Below are 19,947 nucleotides of genomic sequence, written 5' to 3' on the forward strand. Positions count from 1 at the left end.
TTCGTATCTTGCCCCCGGCAGGCGGGCGGGACCGCTGCGGATCCCGCCCGTCATGCTCAACCGTCCCGGTAGCGCGGCACCCAGACGTCGTAAAAAGCCTCCCATTCCTGCTGGAATCGCGCCTGCGCGGTTTTGGCGACAAGATCAGGGTGCACTTCGCCCCAGCCCGACGAGCGATGGACGCGCGACAGGCACAGGACATGTGCGTGAGGCCGGCGCGCCGACAACTCGTCACCAGGCATGTGCACCACGATCATGCTTGTCAGTCGGCGCTGCAGCGCGAGCTTTTCCAGTGTGTACGTGCCGACCAGCGACAAAATATCGGCAGGTTGCCAGCTGTGCGGAAATCGCATGGTCAGCACGACTGCCAGAAGTTTCTGGTGCGCTTGGACTTTGGCATCATACCCCTGGAAAATTTCCTCCAGCGCGCCAGGCTCGACTGCGACACCGGGCGCGGTGACGATGCGGTGCGATGCACAGGTGATCGGCCACAGACCGTCTGCCAGCCAATCCGTGTCAGCGGGCTTGCTCGGTTGCAGCTTGGCGCGGGCCAGATCAGCGACGCGGTTCTCCTTTCCCTTTGCAGTCTTACGCAGCAGCGCAAAACCGAAATCAGGGAGTGAGCCCATCGGGTCATCGTAGAGCATGTCGTCGGCGTCGGACGGGCTGATCCACGGCAGCGGCTTGCTCATCAGCGATCCCCCCAGACGGCGGCAAGGAAAGCATCGGCCCTCGCCAGCCCCGCGCGAGATCGCAGCCTCCGTCAGCGGCGGACAGCCGGGCCGGCCTCATCGGCCGCAGACGACCAGGGGAAAGGCGGAAAATCGCGTCGCTCTCGTCCGGTTCTGCAGGATCGGGCACCAGCCACGCCTCGTTGCTGCGCGAAAGCCAGAGTCGGCGAGCGTGATGCCAGACGGTGCCATGGCGCTGCCACTCGCCGACCGCACAGTAGACGGTTCGATGTCCGGCGCTCGACGCTTTCACCACCAGCGCATCGCACCGGGCAATGCGGGTCCCGCGCTCGACGGTGTCGAGATCCCCGCGTGACGGCTCGATCGACGGTACGAGCAGCAGCTCGGCGGCCGCGATGTGGAGAAAATTGCGGAAAGGGGCGGGCAGGATCGGCACCGACCGGTCGATCCGCCAACTGGCGCGCTCGGCGATGGCCAGCGCGCCAGACAGTGCGCGCGCCTGTGCGAGCTCGCGCTCTCGATTTACGATGTACATAGAAGACCTTAATTTTGCGCGGGAACGGCGGGCTGCTCGCCGGCCCCGCACCATCATTTCGCCTATACGGCACAGCCGCAGGCCCCTTCCAAACCATCATACCGGCCGGCCCGGCCGGTCTATCCTTCGCCTTCGCGATGAAGGCGACGCGCCTGGAGGACGTAGCAGATTGCCGAGCGTTCCCGCTTCACCGCAGCAGGTGATAGACCGGCGTGATCAGCGTTCGTGCGATCCCTTGCCCCTGATATGCGGAACCGTTGGTTCCGCTTTGCCTTTCGACTTCGCATCGTCAGTATGTGGCCCAAGCGTTCTGGCCAATCGACCAAGCTGACCGGATACGCCACGGGAGGATTGCGGCTTTTCCTGTTTTGGCGGCGATGCGTTCGGTATCTGTCGTTCAACGCCTTCAATCAGGTCGCGCCGACGGACCACACCTACAGGCGACGCAGGTGCAGCTCGCTCGCTGGCCCCCAAGGCCGCGACTTTCCCAAGGCGTCCGGTATCACGCAACGCAGGTACGGCCCGCAGCCCAATAGGCGGTTCCAGCGGCATCGTCACGACATGAGGTATGGGTAGGATAGGCCTGCGCGGGCCTCCATGCCGCGGCGGCGTAATGGATGGCAGATCGGATTGCCGCTGTTGTTGCTCAGCGTACCTTTCGGCCAGGCGCGCTTGCAATTCCGCGTGATAATCGGGATGCGTCAGCACCCTTTGATCCTCCGCGCTCAGTCCCGTCATGTCGACTTGGTATCGATCGCCAACGGCGGTGACGGCCGCGTTTTTCCGGCGCAAAATTTCCCATGCCTGTTCGCGAAGCAGGGCTTGTTGACGGCGGGCTGCTTTTCGCCGAGCTTCCCGGTTCGCTTCTGCAATGGTTGGCTGAACGACAGCGGCTTCAATCTCCTTTGCATCTCGCCGATGCATCACAGATGCCGATGAGGACGGTTCAGTCACCTCGCTCCCGCGCATGGTTTGCCGATCGCCCGTTTTCTCAGCCCCGTCAGTCTTCAAGACCATGGGGTCGATGCTGAACTCCGCCAGCGTCATGCGCAAATCCTTGCGCATCCCGGACGCCTCGTTCGACGCGCCAGCCAACATTGCCGTCTTTCGCCGGGCGCGCTCGACGAGCAGAATGCGTTGGATCGGACGTTCCGCCGAAAATAGGCGCATCAGCGTGTCGATGGCGACCGGGACGCGTTGTCCGAGCCGCACCGCGCCACCCTCGATCACCAACAGCGCCGGGTCCGCCGCGTGCTTGACGAGCCACGCGTGCAGCCGCTCGCGTTTGCGGTCGTCGTAGCGCGACGGCATCGGTGTGGCAGGTTGCTTCACCCGGACACGCGGATGGTATGTCATGGCGGATCTGCGGGTCTGATCCTGTGACGCCTGCTGCGTCACGGCCTGCACGACATGCCATTCGGCCGCCACGCGGGCCTCCGCCTGAGCCAGCGCGCGGCGTTCGGCGTCACGCTCCGCCAGAGAAGGGCTGTGCCGCTCGACCCAAGCGAGGTGCTCCAGCGCTGCAGCGCGCAGATGGTCGTCGCCGGCTTTCTTCTTCACTGGCCGGCCGGGTTCGGGCGTCAGGGTACGGATCACCGCATCGGCGCGGGATCGTGCCATCGCGACGACGACATCGGCCAGTTCCGCCTGCAGACGTCGCCGGATCAGCCGGCGTTCAAGCCTCTCGCAGCGATCAAGGGCCGCCAACGCATCGCGATCATGTGCCAAGGTCGAACGGGAAAACGCGACTTCCTTCTCCAGCGCTGCTTCGGCGGCTGCTGCTCGCGCCTCGCAGGCAGCGGCCTCGTCGGCGACGATCTTGCGGGCATTGCGCGATCCCACCTCGGTCACGATACCCCGGTGTTCGAGGCCGGTCGCGCGGTTGCCCATATGCTCGAGCGGGGTCATGGCGATGCCGTAATCGGCATAGGTGCCGTGCAGGTACCGAACGATGTCGGGCCGGTCGCCAACCACCTGATTGACGATGCGGATGAAGCGCCGCCGCATCAGGCCCGCTACATTCGGCCGCCCACTGCCATCCGTACCGATGTCGGCACCATAGTGGACCTTGGACTGAGCAAAGGGGCGAACGTTCTTGCCGTCCCGGCGTTCGACATATTCGAAATCCCAACAGCCGTGGTCGTCGAGCCATCGGCAGGGCCGGTCATAGCCATCGACATGGATGTGGAAATTGCGGCGGTCGTTATGCCGGTCGGGCTGGTGGATCGCGCCGATCACCATCCACCCGTCATCGCCAAGCGCGCCACAGAAGCGGGACAGGATCTCGTGCCGATCATGGACCGACAGCCCGTCGGGGAGTTCACCGACAAAGCGGTGCTGCACCCGTCCGGTGCGGCCCTGCTTCCATTGGAACAGGCCCTCGCCCGCCGGATGTGCGTCGAGCCAAGCAAGCCTGTCAAAGGCCTCTTCTTCGGTTACCTCCGCCACCGGAATTTCACGATCCCTGAAAGACGTACCTGCTTCCGCAGCCTTCTTTTTCAACGCGTCGCGTCCATCGCGGAGACGACGGCTCATCGCGCGCAGCCAGTCGGGGGCGATCCCCATCCGCTCGAACATGGTGTAGCCGTCAACCTGCGCCGTCGAGGCGGTCAGATAATGCGTGCGCGGCGAGGATTCGTACCGTTCCGCCGCCTCGAAAAGGGTCCGCTGCCGCCCCCGGTCACCAGGAATATTGGTGAACGTGGCCAGCCCGTTGGCCTCGGCGCGCACTTCCTGCTCCTCGATCGCGTCGATCGCTAGAGCACCGATCGGATCCTGCAGTCCGGTTTCTCGCCGGATATAGTCTATATGCGCCGCGATCCCGATCGTGGCACCGCCGGTGACATAGTCGAAATGGTCGCCTGCCGTCATGGCCGCCGTCTTGTGACCCTGCCGGACATAACCGTCCTTGCGGGTCGGCGCGAACGTCCGGGTGATCGGCTTGACGTCGAAATGCGGTATGCGAAAACCGCCGGACTGGCGGTCGCGACCGGTCAACGGGCTGGCGGTGAAGAAGTCGACGACGCGCTGATCGGTCGGCGCTTTGGCTCGCCGTTTCTTCCCCGTGGCGGTTTGCTCGGATACCCCCTGCGCGCGGAAGCGGGCACGGGACAGCGTCGCACCGATCGCATCGCGATCGTCCTGCTGCTGACGCCGCAGCAATGCCCGCACGTGATGGGCATAGACCGCGCGCGCGCCGCCATCTGTGCCGGGTGACGCCATATGTCATATTGTCCCGGACCGGTCGGGATAGGGCAACCCCCTCGACGAACACGTCGCCTCCGCCTTCCGGAAGCCGACAGGCTGGAGGACATCGCCCGGCGCCGATGGTCACGGCGGCGGGCGGCGCACGGCAGATTGGCCCGCCAATCTGCGTAGTTGCGCCTGAATTTCCTCATCCTCAGTCACGATGGGACCTTTTCCCGCCCCTCAGGTCACCCAGCTTTACAGCGCCGATGCATATTCCGTATTCTGTGGTCGGTTCCACCGCGGCAGAATGATCAGACACACATGGTAGACGGTGAGCCCAGCAATTCTCGAAGCCCGGTCGTGGCAGGAACCGAATTGAAGACAGCTGCGAGAGAAATCGTCCGACGGTGGGTCCGCGATGCCAGTGACTTTATACTCGACCGGATTGGCGAGGAAGCCATGCGAGCATCGTCCGATGCGACGGCTCACCTGCCTGCGTTGGCCGAGGGCCGATCCGCGCAGACCGTCATAGCGGATATCGAGCGGTCGATCGCGGCATGGGATGCGCCCCCGCCGCCGCCTCGCTTTCCGTGGCTGCGAGGCCGTCAGCAGACTGCCCCCAGCCTGTCGCCCACAGATATCGACACGCTGGTGATGCGCCTGGATGCCGAACGGGATGAATCCACTCGGCAGATGATCCTCCTCACATCGGCCCGCGATCGCCTGGCCAGGGCCGATGGCGGATTGGAGCAGGCTTTGACGACGATCGAGCTATTGAGGCCCATGATCGAGTCAGCGGGGCGGGAGTTGCGGGTCGAACAGCCGGAACGCGTCGCCGCCATGCAGGATCGCGGATCTGCCATCCTGCTGGAACGCGAACAGGCCCTGCTCACGCAGCAGGCCATTCACCAGCAGGCCGTGATGACGCTGGATCTGCTAATCGCCAATCATACCGTCCTCGACAAGGCGATCATCCAGGCGCGCACTGCAACGCTGTCGGCGCTGCAAGTCGCCATGGCGGCCAGGCAGGTGATGAGCGATCAGACGCGTATCGAGCCAGGCCTCGCCGCCGAACGCGCCCGAGACAAACTTCGTGCTGCCTTGGCCGAGGCGCACGAGGCGCTGGAGACATTGGCATCGCGTGACAATTCCACCAGCCCGCTGGATTTGTAGCCGCTGCATGCGTTAGGCTCCCGTCAAGACGGAGGCGACAAGCGAAAGACATGGTTTCGGGGTTTCTTGATCGGATCGCCAACTGGCTCTCGGCCCCCGATGACGTATCGGCCACCCAGCCCCCTGCGCCCGTTCCAAGCAGCCCTGCCATCAGCCCCGACGACGAACGCCTCCCCGATGCGTCGCGCCCGCGCGTGGCCCGGCTCGTCTCGCTCATTGCCGATATCGAAGCACGTGCCCGGGACAACGGCCTGCTGGTTTCGGCACTGGCTGAGGTTCGCCAGATGCGCGACACGCATTTGCCGCGACTGATCGCCAGCTATGCGGAAATCCCCCCTGCCCACCGCGCTGAAATTTTCCGCACGACGGGTCGTTCGGCGAGCTACAACCTCAACGAGGCGCTCGATCGCATGGTCACTCGAGCGGAAACGCTGTCCCGATCGATGGCGCAGGACGATATCGACAGCTTCGCCGACAATCTGCGCTTCATCGAGCAGCGCTATGGCGACAACGGCCCCGCCTGACGTCCCTTAGCCGAGCCGCATCGTCGGCGTGAGCCACACCGTGCCACGCCCGGAAAATACAAAGACCAGCCCCTCACCGCTACGCATCGCATTGCGCAACCCCCGGACCAACGGGCGCAATTCAACCTGCAACCCGGCTGAATACATCAGCATCAGGTCGCCATCGACGATCAGTTCGTCACGCCCATCCAGCTCGACCACCTCGATCTCGTCGACCGGCACCGGCGACTCCACGACAAAGGCCCCCGCCCCGGTCAGCTTCGGCTGCATGAGGCCGTTGCCCGACAACACGCCCTGCACCGAGCGGTGGATATGGGTCGACACCGCAATATTGCCGTCGCAGGCGTAGAAAGCGCCGTCGTCGAGGATCAAGGCATCCTGCGGCCCGTCCATCTGCGCCAAGATGAAATGCTTGGGCGTCGCCTCGGTCCAGACCTCGCCCTGCCCGGCATAGCGGGTCGCGAAAGCGCTCTCGCCCGTCCCGGCGGAGGTGATGGCGCGAGCAAAAAAGCTACCGGCACCGGCATTCTTCTGAATGTCGATCTGCAACCGGCCCTTGGCATATTGCAAAGCACCCGGCTCCAGGAGTGCCGCACCGCCATCGAGCACGATCCGCAGCTGGCGCGCGGTGGCGGGATGCGGCGGGTGAAGGTGGATGGTGGCGGCGGTTCCGTTGGGCGAGGCATTGGGGACGTGCACCGGCGTGCCGAGCGCGTGGCTCTTGCGCACGAATTGATACAGTTCGAAGCGGACACCGTTGCCGACCTGCTCGTCGATCTTGGTCCGATAATCGCTCATGCTACTCTCCCCTATGCTCATGCGCGCAGCGGTATCGACGCGGGGTGTGCCATGGGATCCGTCACGCCGAAGGCATCGGCGCGGGCAAGGGTCCGCTTGGCCCAGCCGCGATGGGTCGATGGTTCGCACATGACCCCATGATGGGCAAACACCGCTGCACTATCCGGCGCCAGGATCGCCTGCGCCTCTCTCCATTGGTGCGACGGCACCGCGAGCGCCGCCTGGATAACCGGAACCTGATCGGGATGGATCGCCGATTTGGTGAACAGGCCATGCTCGACATCGCGCTGCACTTCGTCGCGGAGCAGCGAGGTGTCGCCGAACTGCTCGAACACCGGCGCGCTGAGGGCAAAGCCCCATGGCGCAAAGCTGCTGACCAGCATTCCGATCACCGCGCTCAGCGGCCCGTCATAGGCGGTTCGCCCCGCCACGCGGCGCAACCCCATGGTCTGCAGCAGATCATTGCCACCGATACGCAGCGCAAGAATGCGATCCTGCACCGCCAGCAACTGATCGCGCAGCCGACGCAGCTCATAGGGGTCGAGTGCCTCCCGCGTCTCCAGTGTCGGCATCAATCGATGCCCCGGCGCATAGGGTAGCGAGAGATAGGCCGGCATGTTGTCGGCATGGGCCTTGGGCAGGACGAAGCCCTGGACCCGCTCAATGCCGGGCAGGCGGAGGATATGATCCAGCATTGCCCCATCGCGCGGCCGGACGAAGATCATCGGCTCGCCTGGTACGGCGTCTCGCTGCGCCAGCCGACGCAGCAGCGCCGCCAGATGCGCCATCGCCAGCGGGATGTCGGAATCGAGGACCGCATCTTCCAAGCACAGTACCGCCGAGCGCAGCCCTGGCACGGCAACCGGACCGAACAACCGCTCGAACAGATCGGGCCGGGTGCATGGCATGTAGAGCGTCGCGCCCAGCATCATCGCCGACATCATGAGTCGTTCCCCAGGCTGCGGATGATGGCGACCGCGCGGTAGCGGCTGTCATCGCCAAGGTCGGAAACGGGAACGCCGCCGCGTTTGGCCAGATGGAGTAGATGTGCGACATCGGGATCGTCGCGATCGCGGACCAGCAACCGCTCGGGCATACGACGCAACAAGGCGCGGGTCGCCTCGGCGATGCCGGGCTTGATCCGGTTGCGGTCATTAGTCTGCGCCAATGTGAGCAGACGCGAGACCATCACCTCGCATGCCTGACGCAGCGCCGGTCGCCGTGCCTCATGTCCGTCGATCGGCTGCACCATCGCTCGCAGTGCCAATGGCGTCAGCGCATCGACAAAGGCGCGCGAACGGTCAGCGGCGGCGAACTGCGGATAGCAGACACAGGCATGGAAATCGTCCGGCCCAACCAGATCGTCGCGCAGGATCGAGCGGCTGACCAGTCCCGAAACGATCCCGTTCAGCAGACCCGAGGCGATCAGGTAATCGTCATCGGAAGCAGCGATGTCCGCCTGTCCGGCGGGATCGGCTACGACCGCCAGCACCGGCGCGAAGCCGAAGGGTCGGTCGGCGAGGCTGGCACGCAGTTCCTGCGCGATAGCCCCCTTGCCCGTCCAGCCGTCGACGAAGACGATATCGGCCGGATCGTGGCGATCAGCGATATGGCGCAGCGCGTTCCGGTCGATGCCGCGATCGCGAATGATGCTGACGGCATAGTGATCCACCCCATGCCCGGCGGCACGCAGCACCCGCTTCAGCAATACCCCGATCGGCGTGCCCGCACGGGCGAGGCTGGCGATCACCACAGGCCGTCCGGGACGCCGCGCCGCCATATGCGCGGCAAGGCTCGCAATATCCTGCGCTAGCCGCGCGCCATTGCGCGCCAAAGCCGCGTTATACAGCGAGAGATAGGCGTCGCCGGGCACGGCTTCGGGGGCGATCATCTCGGAGTAATGGCGGCGACCCGATTGGATCAGCGCCTCTTTCTCCACAATGTCCGTCGCGTCGAGCGCGACCGGCTTGAGCAGGAACGTCACATCTTCGGGCGCATAACTGCCCGAGAATGGCACTCCTACCGGGACGGTGACGGGATCAGCCGTCACGCAGCACCTGCTTGCCCAGTTGCGATCCCACCGGCATCATCGCGAAGTCGCAGGCCGTCATGAAGGGCGCATCGGTCAGGCTGTCGCCGATGCCCAGAACCGGCAGATCGCCATGCGCGGCCCGCAACCGGGGCAGCAGCCGCTCGACCGCATGCCGCTTGCCCAGATAGGGCGGCATCAGCGCGATATTGTTGCCGTTGCGGTGATCGGTCCAGCCGACGGGCAGGCCCGGTACGGCGGCGTCGACCACCTGGTTCAGCGCCGCGCTGTTCGCCGTCGCATGTTTGACCAACACGTACAGCGGCACATCGTCTTCGGTCAGGACGCGAACGCGGATCGCCTGCCCGCTATGCTCGGCCTCGGCTGCAATGGCGTCGGCATAGCCGGTCAGCTCGGCGACATGCGCAGCGGCGCTGGCGGCGATGCGAGCGCCCCATTCATCGTCCACCTGCCCATGATCGTCGAGGATCACCCCGCCATGCGCGCAGATCGCGGCAGCGAAGGGGAAATGAACCCGACGCAGCGCATCCAGGCTACGCGCCGTGACCGGGATCAGACGCGTCGTCTGAGCCAGCCAGTTCAGGAAAGACATTTGGCGGGGCGTCGCATAGCTGAGCGGGTCGCCCTCCCTAGTGAAGCCTAGCGGTGTCAACCGATCCACCGGCACATCGTCGGGACATTTTCCGATCGTCTGGAACAGCGTATCGTCCAGATCGACGAACGCGATCGCTCCTATCGTCATCGCCACCGCAGCACCCTTGCATCCAGCGCCGCAATCAGCGCGGGATCGACACTGGCTATCGGCGTTTCGTGACAGATCCAATTCGCCCGCCCATCGGCCGGATCGGCATTGTAGAGATAGTTGGCGACCCCGGTGTCGTAATTGTCGCCGAAGCACAGCTTGGTCGCCATCGCGCCGCCGATCCGCGCCGGGCTGCGGCTGGTTGCCTGCACCACCACGTCGCGTCCCGCTTCCTCCAGCCGTTCGGCGAGGCGGAAGGGCAGATAGGTGAACTCGCCAGTGCCGATGATCCGCAACGGCTCGGTGCCTTCGGGTAGCGGCTCGACCGGCAGCGTGTCGGGCGAGTCCGACCGCCCCAACCGTCCGTAATTGACATGCGTCGCCATAATGCCGAGCGACCCCGCCCGCGCCTCGAAGCCCGGATCGGCCTGGTGGTCGGTGGCAGGCGTCCAGTCCAACCGCCCGCGAAGCAGCGACACCACTCCGGTCGGGCGGGGCATGGCGCTCCAACGATCCGTACCCGCCGTCCAGTCGGTCAGCGTCGCGACGATGATGCGCTCGACCTGCGGCCATTCGGCGATCAGTGCGGCGGCCAGGTTGCGGACGGTGGTGCCGGTCGAAATCTCGTCATCGACGATCACAAGCGATCGAGGACAGGCCAGCGTATCAAGTTGCGGGCGATAGATCAGATGTGCCGAAGCGTGGCTGTGCGGTTCCTCGAACCGGCACAGCAGCGGTGCGTCCACCGTTTGTCGCGTGGAATGGATGAAGCCGGCATCCTCGCGCCCGGTCTGACGCTGCCATTCCTCGTGCAGCGTCTGTCCCAAGCAAACCGCCGTCTCGGCCAGTCCGATGACCAGCACCGGACCGGGCATATCGGCGGGGATGGCGGAAGCCAGGTCGCGAACGCTGCGCCGCATGACGCTGGGCCGCGCGGCCATATGACGCCCCAGCACGCGCGACACGACCAGATAGCCGCGCTTGGGGTTCTCCCGCGCGGCAAAGTCACAAAGCGCCTCCAGCGGCCAGCGGCTGTGGTCGACGCGGATGGTCAGCTGCCCGGTCGGCAGAGCGATGCGATAGGGTGGAGGCGCGAGGTCCGGCACGGCCGACATGAGGTGAGAATGTCCCGAATGAACGGCCACAACTAGCCGATCCCGCCGGTTTCCCCGGCGGGATCGCGTCATCAGATATTGACGCCGAGCGACTGGGCAAGCGGCCCCAGACCACCGGCGAAGCCCTGGCCGATCGCCTTGAACTTCCACTCGCCATTGTGGCGATACAGGTCGCCGAAGATCATCGCCGTCTCGGTCGAGGCGTCTTCCGACAGATCGTAGCGTGCGATCTCCGTACCGCCGTCCGCGTTGACCACCCGGATATAGGCGTTGGACACCATGCCGAAATTCTGGCGGCGCCCCTCGGCTTCGTGGATCGTCACCGCGAAGCTGAGCTTCTGGATGTCGGCAGGAAGCTGATCTAGGCCGACGACCACGACCTCGTCGTCGCCGCTACCCTCGCCAGTCAGATTGTCGCCTTGATGGACGACCGCGCCGTTCGCGCCGTTCTTGTTGTTGTAGAAAATGAAATCCGCGTCCGAGCGGACCCGGCCGCCTTCGTTCAGCAGGAAGACGCTGGCATCGAGATCGAACGCGCTGCCATCCGTCACACGCGTGTCCCAGCCCAGTCCGACCCGCACGCCGCGCAGGCCCGGTGCTTCCTTGGTCAGGTTGACATTGCCGCCCTTGGAGAGAGAAACTGCCATCTTTGCTATCCTCGATAAGGTCGGCGATCAGCCGACATTGACGCCATAATTGCGGGCCATGGGAGCCAGGCCGCCCTTGAAACCCTGGCCGACCGCGCGGAATTTCCACTCGCCATTATGGCGATAGACTTCCCCGAAGATCATCGCCGTCTCGGTCGAGGCATCCTCGGACAGGTCGTAGCGCGCGATCTCGCGGCCGGTGGCATCGTTGACCACGCGGATGAACGCGTTCGACACCATGCCGAAGCTTTGGCGCCGCGCCTCGCCCTCATGGATGGTGACGCTGACCGCGATCTTCTGGACATCGGCGGGCACCTTGCCCAGTTCGACCTTCAGCGCCTCGTCATCACCATCACCCTCGCCGGTGCGGTTGTCGCCTGTATGCTCGACCGAGCCGTCGGACGAGCGCAGGTTGTTGTAGAAGATGAAATCAGAATCCCCGCGAACCTTGTCGCCTGCACCCAGCAGGAAGGCGCTGGCGTCCAGGTCGAAATCGGTGCCGTCGGTGGTCCGCGTGTCCCAGCCCAGACCGATCAAGATGTGGGTGAGGCCGGGTTCTTCCTTTGACAGGCTGACATTGCCGCCCTTGGCCAGACTGACTGACATGGATGTGCTTCCTCTCTCTTGATCGTTCAGACGGACAGGCGCTCGCCGGTCGGCGCGACCGGCACCGCGTCCGCCAGCGCCACATCGCCATCGCCTTCCCGCCGATTGGCGCGAACCGATGCGAACAGCGCCATGCCGATAAACGCCGCGCCGATCAGGCCGGTAACGGTTTCGGGCACTTCGACCCGGACCGAGATCAGCATGATCGCGGCCAGCGCTATGATGGCGTAGAATGCGCCGTGTTCCAGGTAGCGATATTCGGTCAGCGTTCCCTTATCGACCAGCATCACCGTCATTGACCGGACGAACATGGCACCGATACCCAGCCCAAGTGCGATGATGAACAGGTTGTTCGATAGTGCGAACGCACCGATCACCCCGTCGAACGAGAAGCTGGCGTCCAGCACTTCGAGATATAGAAACGCCGCCAGACCAGACTTGGCCACCGCGACCGTCGCAGCCGCATTGCCCGAGGTGGGTTCCTCCTCGTCTTTTTCCAGGATCGCACCGACCGCCTGCACCGCTATATAGGCGAGCAGTCCGAAGATTCCGGCGGTCAGGAAGGTCATCGCCTCCTCCGCAGGAATGGCGCGCGAGATCCCATAGAGCGCCAGCAGCACGATGCCGATCGCCAGCCCCGATATCCGCGAGAGACCCGCAAAAGGCCGCTCGATCAAGCCGATCCAGTGCGAATCCTTTTCCTCGTCGAGGAAGAAGGTCAGCCCGACCATCGCCAGGAACGCGCCACCGAAGCCCGAGATGCCGACATGCGCGCCGGTGATGATCCGTTCATAGGCGACGGGGTCGGTCGCCGCGAGCACCACCGCGTCGATCGGCCCCAGGCGTGCCGCGATCGCGACGATGACCAGCGGGAACAGGATGCGCATCCCGAACACCGCAATGATAATGCCCCAGGTCAGGAAGCGACGCTGCCAGACCGGCGTCATGTCGCGTAGAACGGTGGCGTTGACCACCGCATTATCGAACGACAGCGAAACCTCCAGGACACCGAGCACCAACACGATCCACAGGATGCCAAGCGTACCTGCAAGATCGTGCGTCAGCGTCCAGCCGATCCAAGCCCCGATCGCGAGACAGATCGCCGCGAACACGAACGATCCTTTGAAATATCTAAACATTCTTCCCCCGTATGCCGTCGACCTTCGTCGGACGGCCTTAATCCTTGCTGCCCGCAACCCAGCGAAGACCCCAGTCGAAACGTTCGTCGAGCACCTGCTGGTCGCGAACATATTCGACGATCCGCGTCGCCTTCAGCCGCCCGCCGTCATTCTCGATCAGAACGATGCCGCACAGACGACGGTCATTGCGCCCCTCGGTCATCCGGACTTCGATCGGCGGCTGCTCCGGCATGGTGACCGTCACCACGCCGTCGGTCTGCTGCCAGTTCGGGACACCGTCATAGATATTGGCGAAGACGACGATGCGACGCAGGTCCGACCAATGCGCGCCATTGATGCGCATCGTTTCTCCCTGCGAGACATCGCCCGTGCGATCGTCACCAGACAGGGCGATATAGGGGGCCTGATCAAAACCACCGAATGCCCGTCCCAGCGCCTGTACCACGCCCTTACGACCATTAGTCAGTTCAAACAGGCACCCCAGATCCAGATCAATCGCGGTGCTGCCACCGAAAAACGCCTTGCGACCGCGCGACCAATTGAGGTTGACGACAATCTCGCCGAAATGGCTGCCCTTCTTCTCCAGGCTGACCGTCTGGCCAGGCTTGTCGAGCGTGACCTTGCTCAGGCGAACAGGCGGCGCCGGTGGGGGTGGAGGAGGCGCCGGCGGCGGAGCGGCGTCCTCGGCCACCTCGATCCCAAAGGAGCGCGCCAAGGGGGCCAGACCGCCATTGAACCCCTGCCCCACGGCGCGAAACTTCCACTGGTCACCCCGCCGATAGAGCTCACCCAGCACCATCGCCGCTTCGGTCGCTCCAGCCAGCATCGGCCGATAGCGAATCGTGTCGCCGCCGCCCGCCGGGGTCACGGAGATTTCGGCATCGGCGAGCAGCGCCAACGTCTGCGCCTTCGCCTGCGCCTCGTGGATCGTTACACAGAAAACAATGCGCTCTAGCTCGACGGGCAACTGCGCCAGATCGACGGTGAAGCCGCCGCGCGGTCCGGTACGATCCCCGAAACGCACCGCGCCAGCCGCACCATCAGGCTGGTTGTAGAACACCATGTCCGCATCGCCGCGAACCTTACCGCTTGCGGTCAGCAGATAAGCAGACGCATCCGCCTCGACATCACGCCCCGATGGTATGGCCCACGAAAAGCCGACAGACATCTGCCTGCCGGTGACAGGCGTGTTGCCGCCCTGTTGAAGCTCGATCATGCCCCGCAATTCCCCGCCTGGACGATAGCTCAGAGAACAGCGTTGATCGCGGAACTCATGTCGTGGAACGTGCGCCCTGTCGTCTTCTCACCCAGCGCCTTCATATCCCAGCCCTGGCCGTTGCGGGTCAGCTTGGCCATCACCTGCCCGGTGTGGCTGCCCTCCCCCGTCAGGTCGTAGCGCGCCATCTCGCGTCCCGTGGTCAGGTCGACCAACCGGCAATAGGCATTGGCGATCCGCTCAAAACTGTCGCCCTGGAAGCTGTTGACCGTGAAGACCAAGGTCTGGACCGAAGATGGAACGCGCGACAGATCGACATTGATCGTTTCGTCATCGCCGTCGCCGGCACCGGTCCGATTATCGCCGCTATGGACGATGCTGCCGTCCTTGCTCGACAATTGGCGGAACCAGACCTCGTCGACCATGCGGCGGTTGCCGTCGAACAGCAGGCACGAGGCATCGAGATCGATGTCGCCGCCACCGCCGCCGAACAGACCGAACAGCCCCTTACCCTTGCGCACGTCCCAGCCCAGCCCCATCGCAACCTTGGTCAGGCTGCCGCCGTCGGACTTCGCAAGCGAAACCGTCTGTCCCTTTTGCAAGCTAACCATATACGATCATCGCCCCGTTAGATGTACCAATGGTGGCGCGAACAGTGACACAAGGTCAAGGTCGCAACCGCCCGAATTTTTTCATCCATTTTGGTCAATGCAAAAAAGATGACCAATGCCCCTTCATCTTTCTATGCTTGGCATGTGAAGGTGGGATGACATCGAGCAAAGGCGACGGGGGTTTATGATCGAGCGGGATCGCTTGACGGCACTGATCGAATATGTCGAGGCAACCGAACGAGATCGATTGCGCACGGTCAGCGACATGGCGGACTATCGTGCGTTTCGGCGGTCGGGTGAGGATATCATCCTTCTTCCCGGCGTGTTGGTCAATGTGCGCGACGGCGACGATCATCGCTGGTTGAGTGTCGACCGCCTCGTCCGCCGCCCGCCACCGGTGCCAAGCGACCCAGAATTGCGGCGCTGGATCGACCTGCGCGACGATGTCGCGCAGGTGCCAAGTCTGCGCCGCGAACTGCCTCGAGAGATGCTCGACGACGCGCTACGCGACGGGATCGAAACGCCCGGCTTGTCGCTGATCGATCACCCTGAAGCTGCGCGTTTGAACGCGGCACTGGAGGGCTACAAACGCGAAATCTGGTCCGCCTGGGCGCTGGAGGAACGGCCCCGCCGCCAAGCGATCGACCTGTACAACAGCCTTTTCGCGCTTCGTCAGACGCTGGACGGCGGGTCGGAGCAGCCGGTCGAACTGGTATGGGGCATCGGTGTCGCTCGCTGGACTCGGCCGTTTGGGCGGCTGCACCATCCGCTGCTCACCGTCCCCGTCGAACTGACGCTGGACGAGGTTACCCACCGGATTGACATTCGCCCGCGCAGCGAAGCGCCGCCGGGGATCGAGACAGCTCCGCTCGATGCGCTCGACGCGCCCTCGGTCGATGAGTGGCAAGCAGGCACGCAACGCTATCTCGACGCAATGGAGGGCGAAGGCCTATCGCCTTTCGATGCTGAAAGCTTTGCACCACCGCTACGCCGGGCGGTCGCGCTGCTCGATCCCGACGGGCATTATCTGCCCGATCTGGGCGAACGCCACCCACCCACCGGCGAGACGCTGCAGGTTGATGGTGGCTGGGTTCTGATCGAACGCACGCGGCAAGCGACGCAGTTGATGGACGATCTGCGCCGGTTCAAGGCTGCCCTCGTCACGATCGATGATCCGGAAGCTCTGCCCCCCGCCGTCCGTGTCCTGTTGCAACCTCCCGCCGACAGCGCGACGACGGAGGCCTATCCCAGCTATCGCGGCGTCTCGACGGTGCCGGGCGTCACATCCTCGGACGGATCGGGCCATGACCTGTTCTTTCCTATGCCGTTCAATCGCGAACAGGTGGAAGTGATCCAGCGCCTCGCTACCCGGCCAGGGGTGGTCGTGCAGGGGCCGCCAGGCACCGGCAAAACCCACACGATCGCGAACATCATCAGCCACTATCTCGCGCTCGGCAAACGGGTGTTGGTCACCTCGCAAAAGGCGCCCGCGCTGAAAGTGCTGCGCGACAAATTACCCGCCGCCGTCCGCCCGCTCGCCGTTAGCCTTCTCGACAGCGACCGCGATGGGTTGAAACAGTTTCAGGAATCGGTCGATATCATCGCCGACCGGCTGCACCGCACTCGCCCGACCGAAACGGCGCAGCAAATCGCGGTGCTCGATACCCGGATCGAAGCGATCCATCGTCAGCTCGCCACCATCGACCGGCAAGTAGAGGATATCGGTCGACAGGCCATGACCGGGGCTATGATTGACGGCGCGTCGGTCGAACCCGCCGATGCCGCACGACGCGTGATGGCGGCAGGAGAACTGGCGGATTGGTTGCCCGATGCGATCGACATCATCGCCTCGCACGAACCGGAGTTCGACGATGCCGCCATCATCCGGCTGCGCGCTGCACGCAAGGAAGCGGGCGAACGGATCGCGCTGCTCGACCAGCCACCGCCGCCCGGCGACCTGCCCAATGCGGCGGCGATTGGGGCGATACACCGTGATCTGGTCGAGGCCCGCGCGCTTGGTGAACGGACCGGGGGCGATCAGGCACTGGGACGTCAGATCGGTGCCGAGGCCGTCGCTACCTTGCACGCGCAGGCCGAGGCTCTACTTACCCTCCGGCGGCAGGCGATGGCGGGCGGTTTTGCCTGGTCGGCCACCGTGCGCGACCGCTGGTTAGCCGATGCCGACGATCCCGCGCTGGTCGCCCTCGACGGACTGGCAGAGGAAGCTGGGCAGGTTGCTGCCGAGGCGCGGCACTTTCTAGTCCGCCCGGTCATTTTGCCCGATGACGCCCTCACCGATACTGCTTTCCGCGAGACCGTTGGTCGATTGGCGGCGGGTGAGGATCTCGGCCTGTTTCAGAGCCTGTTCGCGCGACAGCTCAAGACGCAGGTCGCCACCGTCCGGCTTTCGGGCCGCGCACCCGGTGATGCCAGCGAATGGGCCGAGGTTCATCGCTCTCTCGCGCTCTGCGATCGGGCGATCCGGCTGGCGGCGGCGTGGAACCATGCGGGACCGCTTGCCGGAGTTGATCCGGTGGCCGGGCAAGAGCCAGCCGCTGCCGAAGCCATGCGGCGGCAGCTTGCACACATCGCCGCCCTTCGCACACTGGCGCACGAAGAGCGGGCATTGGCCGATGGCGTTCGGGCAGTCCTGCCCGGGTGGCGACGCCCGCTGACCGGCGACGATGCGGCGACCGAGGCGCTGATCATGCTGTGCGACCAGCATCTGCTGGTCTTCCGCCTATCCGCCGCCGAAGAGGAGCGCGACCGACTGGTGACGCTGGCTCGCACCATTGGCGGCGCCATCGGTGATGAAATACTTGCCATACTGCAGGACATGGTCGGACAGCAGGGCATCGACGTTCATCTGCTCGAACGTCGGTGGCACGCGGCGCTGAGCGAGGTGGCGGTGCTGCGTGCACTGATCCCCAGCTTCGCGACGATCCGCGATCTGACCGCGCTAATCGCCGAAAACGGGGCACCCGGTTGGGCGGAGCGACTACGCAGTGAGGCCGTGACGGGCACCGAAGACGCGCTGACGCCCGGCGACTGGCGCGAACGTTGGACGCTGCGCAGGCTGTCCACCTGGCTGCGCCGGGTCGATCGGCACGATCGGCTGCGCGCGCTGGGGCAGGAGCGCGGCGAGCAGGAGTCGCTGTTGCGCCGCGCATATGAAGAGGCGATCGAACTTCGCACTTGGTGCCGCCTGGCTGAGAAGGCCAGCGATCAGGTTCGCACGGCGCTCGCTTCCTATGCGCAAGCGATGCGAAAGCTGGGGCGCGGCACCGGCATCCGTGCGGGTCGCTATCGTGCCGATGCGCGTGCTGCGGCTGACCGCGCCAAGAACGCCCTGCCCTGCTGGATCATGCCGCATTACCGCGTGTCGGAATCGCTACCCGCCGAACTGGGCCTGTTCGATTTGGTGGTGATCGACGAAGCGTCGCAATCGACCGTTGCCGCGCTTCCAGCCCTTCTACGGGCCCGCCAAGTCCTGATCGTCGGCGATGACCGGCAGGTCAGTCCGGATGCAGGTTTCCGTGAAGAGGCACGGATGAACCAACTGGCCGACCGCCATCTGGGTGGACAGGTCGCAGACTATCGATCGGCGCTACGCGAGGAAAAGTCGCTATACGACCTGGGTACGGTAGTCTTTGCCGGTGGGGCGATCCTCCTCAAGGAACATTTCCGCTGCGTCGGGCCAATCATCGAATACTCCAAAGCGCAATTCTACAGCCACCAGCTAGTACCGCTGCGCCTGCCATCGGCGTCCGAGCGGCTCGATCCGCCGCTGATCGATATTCTGGTCGAGGATGGCTATCGCCGGGGGAAGGTCAATCCGCCCGAGGTCGACTGTATCGTCGATGCCATCGGTCGCATCGCCGACGATCCGGCGATGCACAAGCGCTCGATCGGCGTGACCACGTTGCTCGGCCAAGAACAGGCCGTCGCGATCATGACAGCGATCGAGCAGGTGCTGGGCTCCGAAGTCCAGCTGCGTCACAACATTCGCGTTGGAGAGCCCGCAGCCTTTCAGGGCGACGAGCGCGACATCATGTTCATTTCGCTGGTCGCGGATGGGAAGAGCAGCGGCCTATCCGGCCTGGGCTATGAGCAGCGCTTCAACGTCGCCGCGTCACGGGCGCGCGACCGGATGGTGCTGGTCCGCTCGGTGGAGTTGGAGGATTTGCGTCCGGCCGACAAATTGCGCCGAAGCCTAATCGAGCATTTCCATGCGCCCTTTGCGGCCGACACTGCCATGGTCGCCGATCGCCGAGCCCGCTGTGAGTCGCCATTCGAGATCGAAATGTACGACCTTTTGGTCGAACGGGGTTATCGCGTCGACACGCAGGTGCCGGTGGGTACCAAGCGGATCGACTTGGTTGTCGAGGGCGAGAACGACCGGCGACTGGCGATCGAATGCGACGGCGACCGTTACCACGGCCCCGATCAATGGCCGCACGACATGGCCCGCCAACGCATGCTGGAGCGGGCGGGTTGGACCGTGTGGCGCTGCTTCGCCTCGCGTTTCGTTCGCGAACGTGATGATGTCATGGCCGAATTGATCGCTTTGCTGGGATCTCGCGGGATCGAGCCGCAAGGGCAGGACGGCGCACCGCCGAGCCGATTTACGGAACATCGCCGATGGTGCAGCACTCCCGAACAATCAGACCCTGTTCCTTACGCATGGCTTGTTGCGGAGGATATATTCTGAACCGAGCAGCACGGCCTGTCCGTCGATATCGGCGCTTAATAGAAAGCAGTTCGGGGACCTGTCTGCATCACTTGACGGTGGCCGATGCCATGATCAAATAGCTGCCACACACGGGTACAGGCCGTGTGTACAAACCGATGGGCAAGTGACCAACAAGAACCGCAGAAATACGTGCTTTTTACGCTGGATCAACGCCTCC

At 64.4% G+C, this 19,947-nt stretch carries 16 protein-coding genes; 3 read left to right on the plus strand and 13 right to left on the minus strand.

Translation table 11 applies throughout. The features are described 5' to 3' along the window. Positions 1-56: 56 nt before the first annotated feature. The 3 genes from QE360_RS00715 to QE360_RS00725 form a co-directional block, all read right to left on the minus strand. Positions 57-692: a hypothetical protein gene (locus tag QE360_RS00715; RefSeq protein WP_309698507.1), complete on the minus strand. Its 636-nt coding sequence runs from the start codon at positions 690-692 to the stop codon at positions 57-59. After that, positions 634-1,227 carry a hypothetical protein gene (locus tag QE360_RS00720; protein ID WP_309698509.1) on the minus strand — a complete coding sequence of 198 codons (594 nt, stop codon included), beginning with the start codon at positions 1,225-1,227 and terminating at the stop codon, positions 634-636. Before QE360_RS00720 ends, QE360_RS00715 begins: the two co-directional genes overlap by 59 nt. A gap of 216 nt (positions 1,228-1,443) precedes the next feature. Beyond that, positions 1,444-4,449: a MobA/MobL family protein gene (locus tag QE360_RS00725; protein WP_309698511.1), complete on the minus strand. Its 3,006-nt coding sequence runs from the start codon at positions 4,447-4,449 to the stop codon at positions 1,444-1,446. Positions 4,450-4,791: 342 nt separating this feature from the next. On the opposite strand from QE360_RS00725, the gene QE360_RS00730 reads away from it, so the two are divergent. Together QE360_RS00730 and QE360_RS00735 are read left to right on the plus strand one after the other, a co-directional pair. Next, complete coding sequence (locus QE360_RS00730) at positions 4,792-5,589, plus strand: toxic anion resistance protein (protein ID WP_309698513.1); 798 nt, start codon at positions 4,792-4,794, stop codon at positions 5,587-5,589. A 50-nt stretch (positions 5,590-5,639) separates the two neighbouring features. Then, positions 5,640-6,113, plus strand: coding sequence for a hypothetical protein (locus QE360_RS00735; protein ID WP_309698515.1), 474 nt, complete (start codon positions 5,640-5,642; stop codon positions 6,111-6,113). Positions 6,114-6,119: 6 nt separating this feature from the next. On the opposite strand, the gene QE360_RS00740 is transcribed toward QE360_RS00735, so the two are convergent. The 10 genes from QE360_RS00740 to QE360_RS00785 all read right to left on the minus strand — a co-directional run bounded on the left by QE360_RS00740 (position 6,120) and on the right by QE360_RS00785 (position 15,037). Continuing rightward, a complete protein-coding gene (locus QE360_RS00740) occupies positions 6,120-6,911 on the minus strand; it encodes an AIM24 family protein (RefSeq protein WP_309698517.1) in 792 nt (263 codons plus the stop codon). Positions 6,912-6,928: 17 nt separating this feature from the next. Continuing rightward, positions 6,929-7,855, minus strand: coding sequence for an HpcH/HpaI aldolase/citrate lyase family protein (locus tag QE360_RS00745; protein ID WP_309698519.1), 927 nt, complete (start codon positions 7,853-7,855; stop codon positions 6,929-6,931). Further along, positions 7,852-8,961 carry a cysteine protease StiP domain-containing protein gene (locus QE360_RS00750; protein WP_309698521.1) on the minus strand — a complete coding sequence of 370 codons (1,110 nt, stop codon included), beginning with the start codon at positions 8,959-8,961 and terminating at the stop codon, positions 7,852-7,854. The genes QE360_RS00745 and QE360_RS00750 overlap by 4 nt, the downstream gene beginning before the upstream one ends. After that, a complete protein-coding gene (locus QE360_RS00755; RefSeq protein WP_309704002.1) occupies positions 8,951-9,703 on the minus strand; it encodes a hypothetical protein in 753 nt (250 codons plus the stop codon). The genes QE360_RS00750 and QE360_RS00755 overlap by 11 nt, the downstream gene beginning before the upstream one ends. After that, positions 9,700-10,818 (minus strand): phosphoribosyltransferase domain-containing protein, encoded by a 1,119-nt coding sequence (locus QE360_RS00760; RefSeq protein ID WP_309698523.1) that lies wholly within the window; start codon positions 10,816-10,818, stop codon positions 9,700-9,702. Before QE360_RS00760 ends, QE360_RS00755 begins: the two co-directional genes overlap by 4 nt. 71 nt (positions 10,819-10,889) lie before the next feature. Beyond that, entirely contained in the window at positions 10,890-11,465 is a 576-nt protein-coding gene (locus QE360_RS00765; RefSeq protein ID WP_309698526.1) for a TerD family protein, read from the minus strand. A 27-nt stretch (positions 11,466-11,492) separates the two neighbouring features. Beyond that, positions 11,493-12,071 carry a TerD family protein gene (locus tag QE360_RS00770; protein ID WP_309698528.1) on the minus strand — a complete coding sequence of 193 codons (579 nt, stop codon included), beginning with the start codon at positions 12,069-12,071 and terminating at the stop codon, positions 11,493-11,495. Positions 12,072-12,097: 26 nt separating this feature from the next. Next, positions 12,098-13,210 (minus strand): DUF475 domain-containing protein, encoded by a 1,113-nt coding sequence (locus QE360_RS00775; RefSeq protein WP_309698530.1) that lies wholly within the window; start codon positions 13,208-13,210, stop codon positions 12,098-12,100. A 37-nt stretch (positions 13,211-13,247) separates the two neighbouring features. After that, positions 13,248-14,426 (minus strand): TerD family protein, encoded by a 1,179-nt coding sequence (locus QE360_RS00780; RefSeq protein ID WP_309698532.1) that lies wholly within the window; start codon positions 14,424-14,426, stop codon positions 13,248-13,250. Between the two features lie 29 nt (positions 14,427-14,455). After that, a complete protein-coding gene (locus QE360_RS00785; protein ID WP_309698534.1) occupies positions 14,456-15,037 on the minus strand; it encodes a TerD family protein in 582 nt (193 codons plus the stop codon). 184 nt (positions 15,038-15,221) lie between these two features. Between QE360_RS00785 and QE360_RS00790 the strand changes: the two genes are divergently transcribed. Then, positions 15,222-19,748 carry an AAA domain-containing protein gene (locus QE360_RS00790; RefSeq protein ID WP_309698536.1) on the plus strand — a complete coding sequence of 1,509 codons (4,527 nt, stop codon included), beginning with the start codon at positions 15,222-15,224 and terminating at the stop codon, positions 19,746-19,748. The last annotated feature ends 199 nt before the right edge of the window (positions 19,749-19,947 follow it).

The organism is Sphingomonas sp. SORGH_AS_0789 (assembly GCF_031453055.1).
GTDB lineage: Bacteria > Pseudomonadota > Alphaproteobacteria > Sphingomonadales > Sphingomonadaceae > Sphingomonas.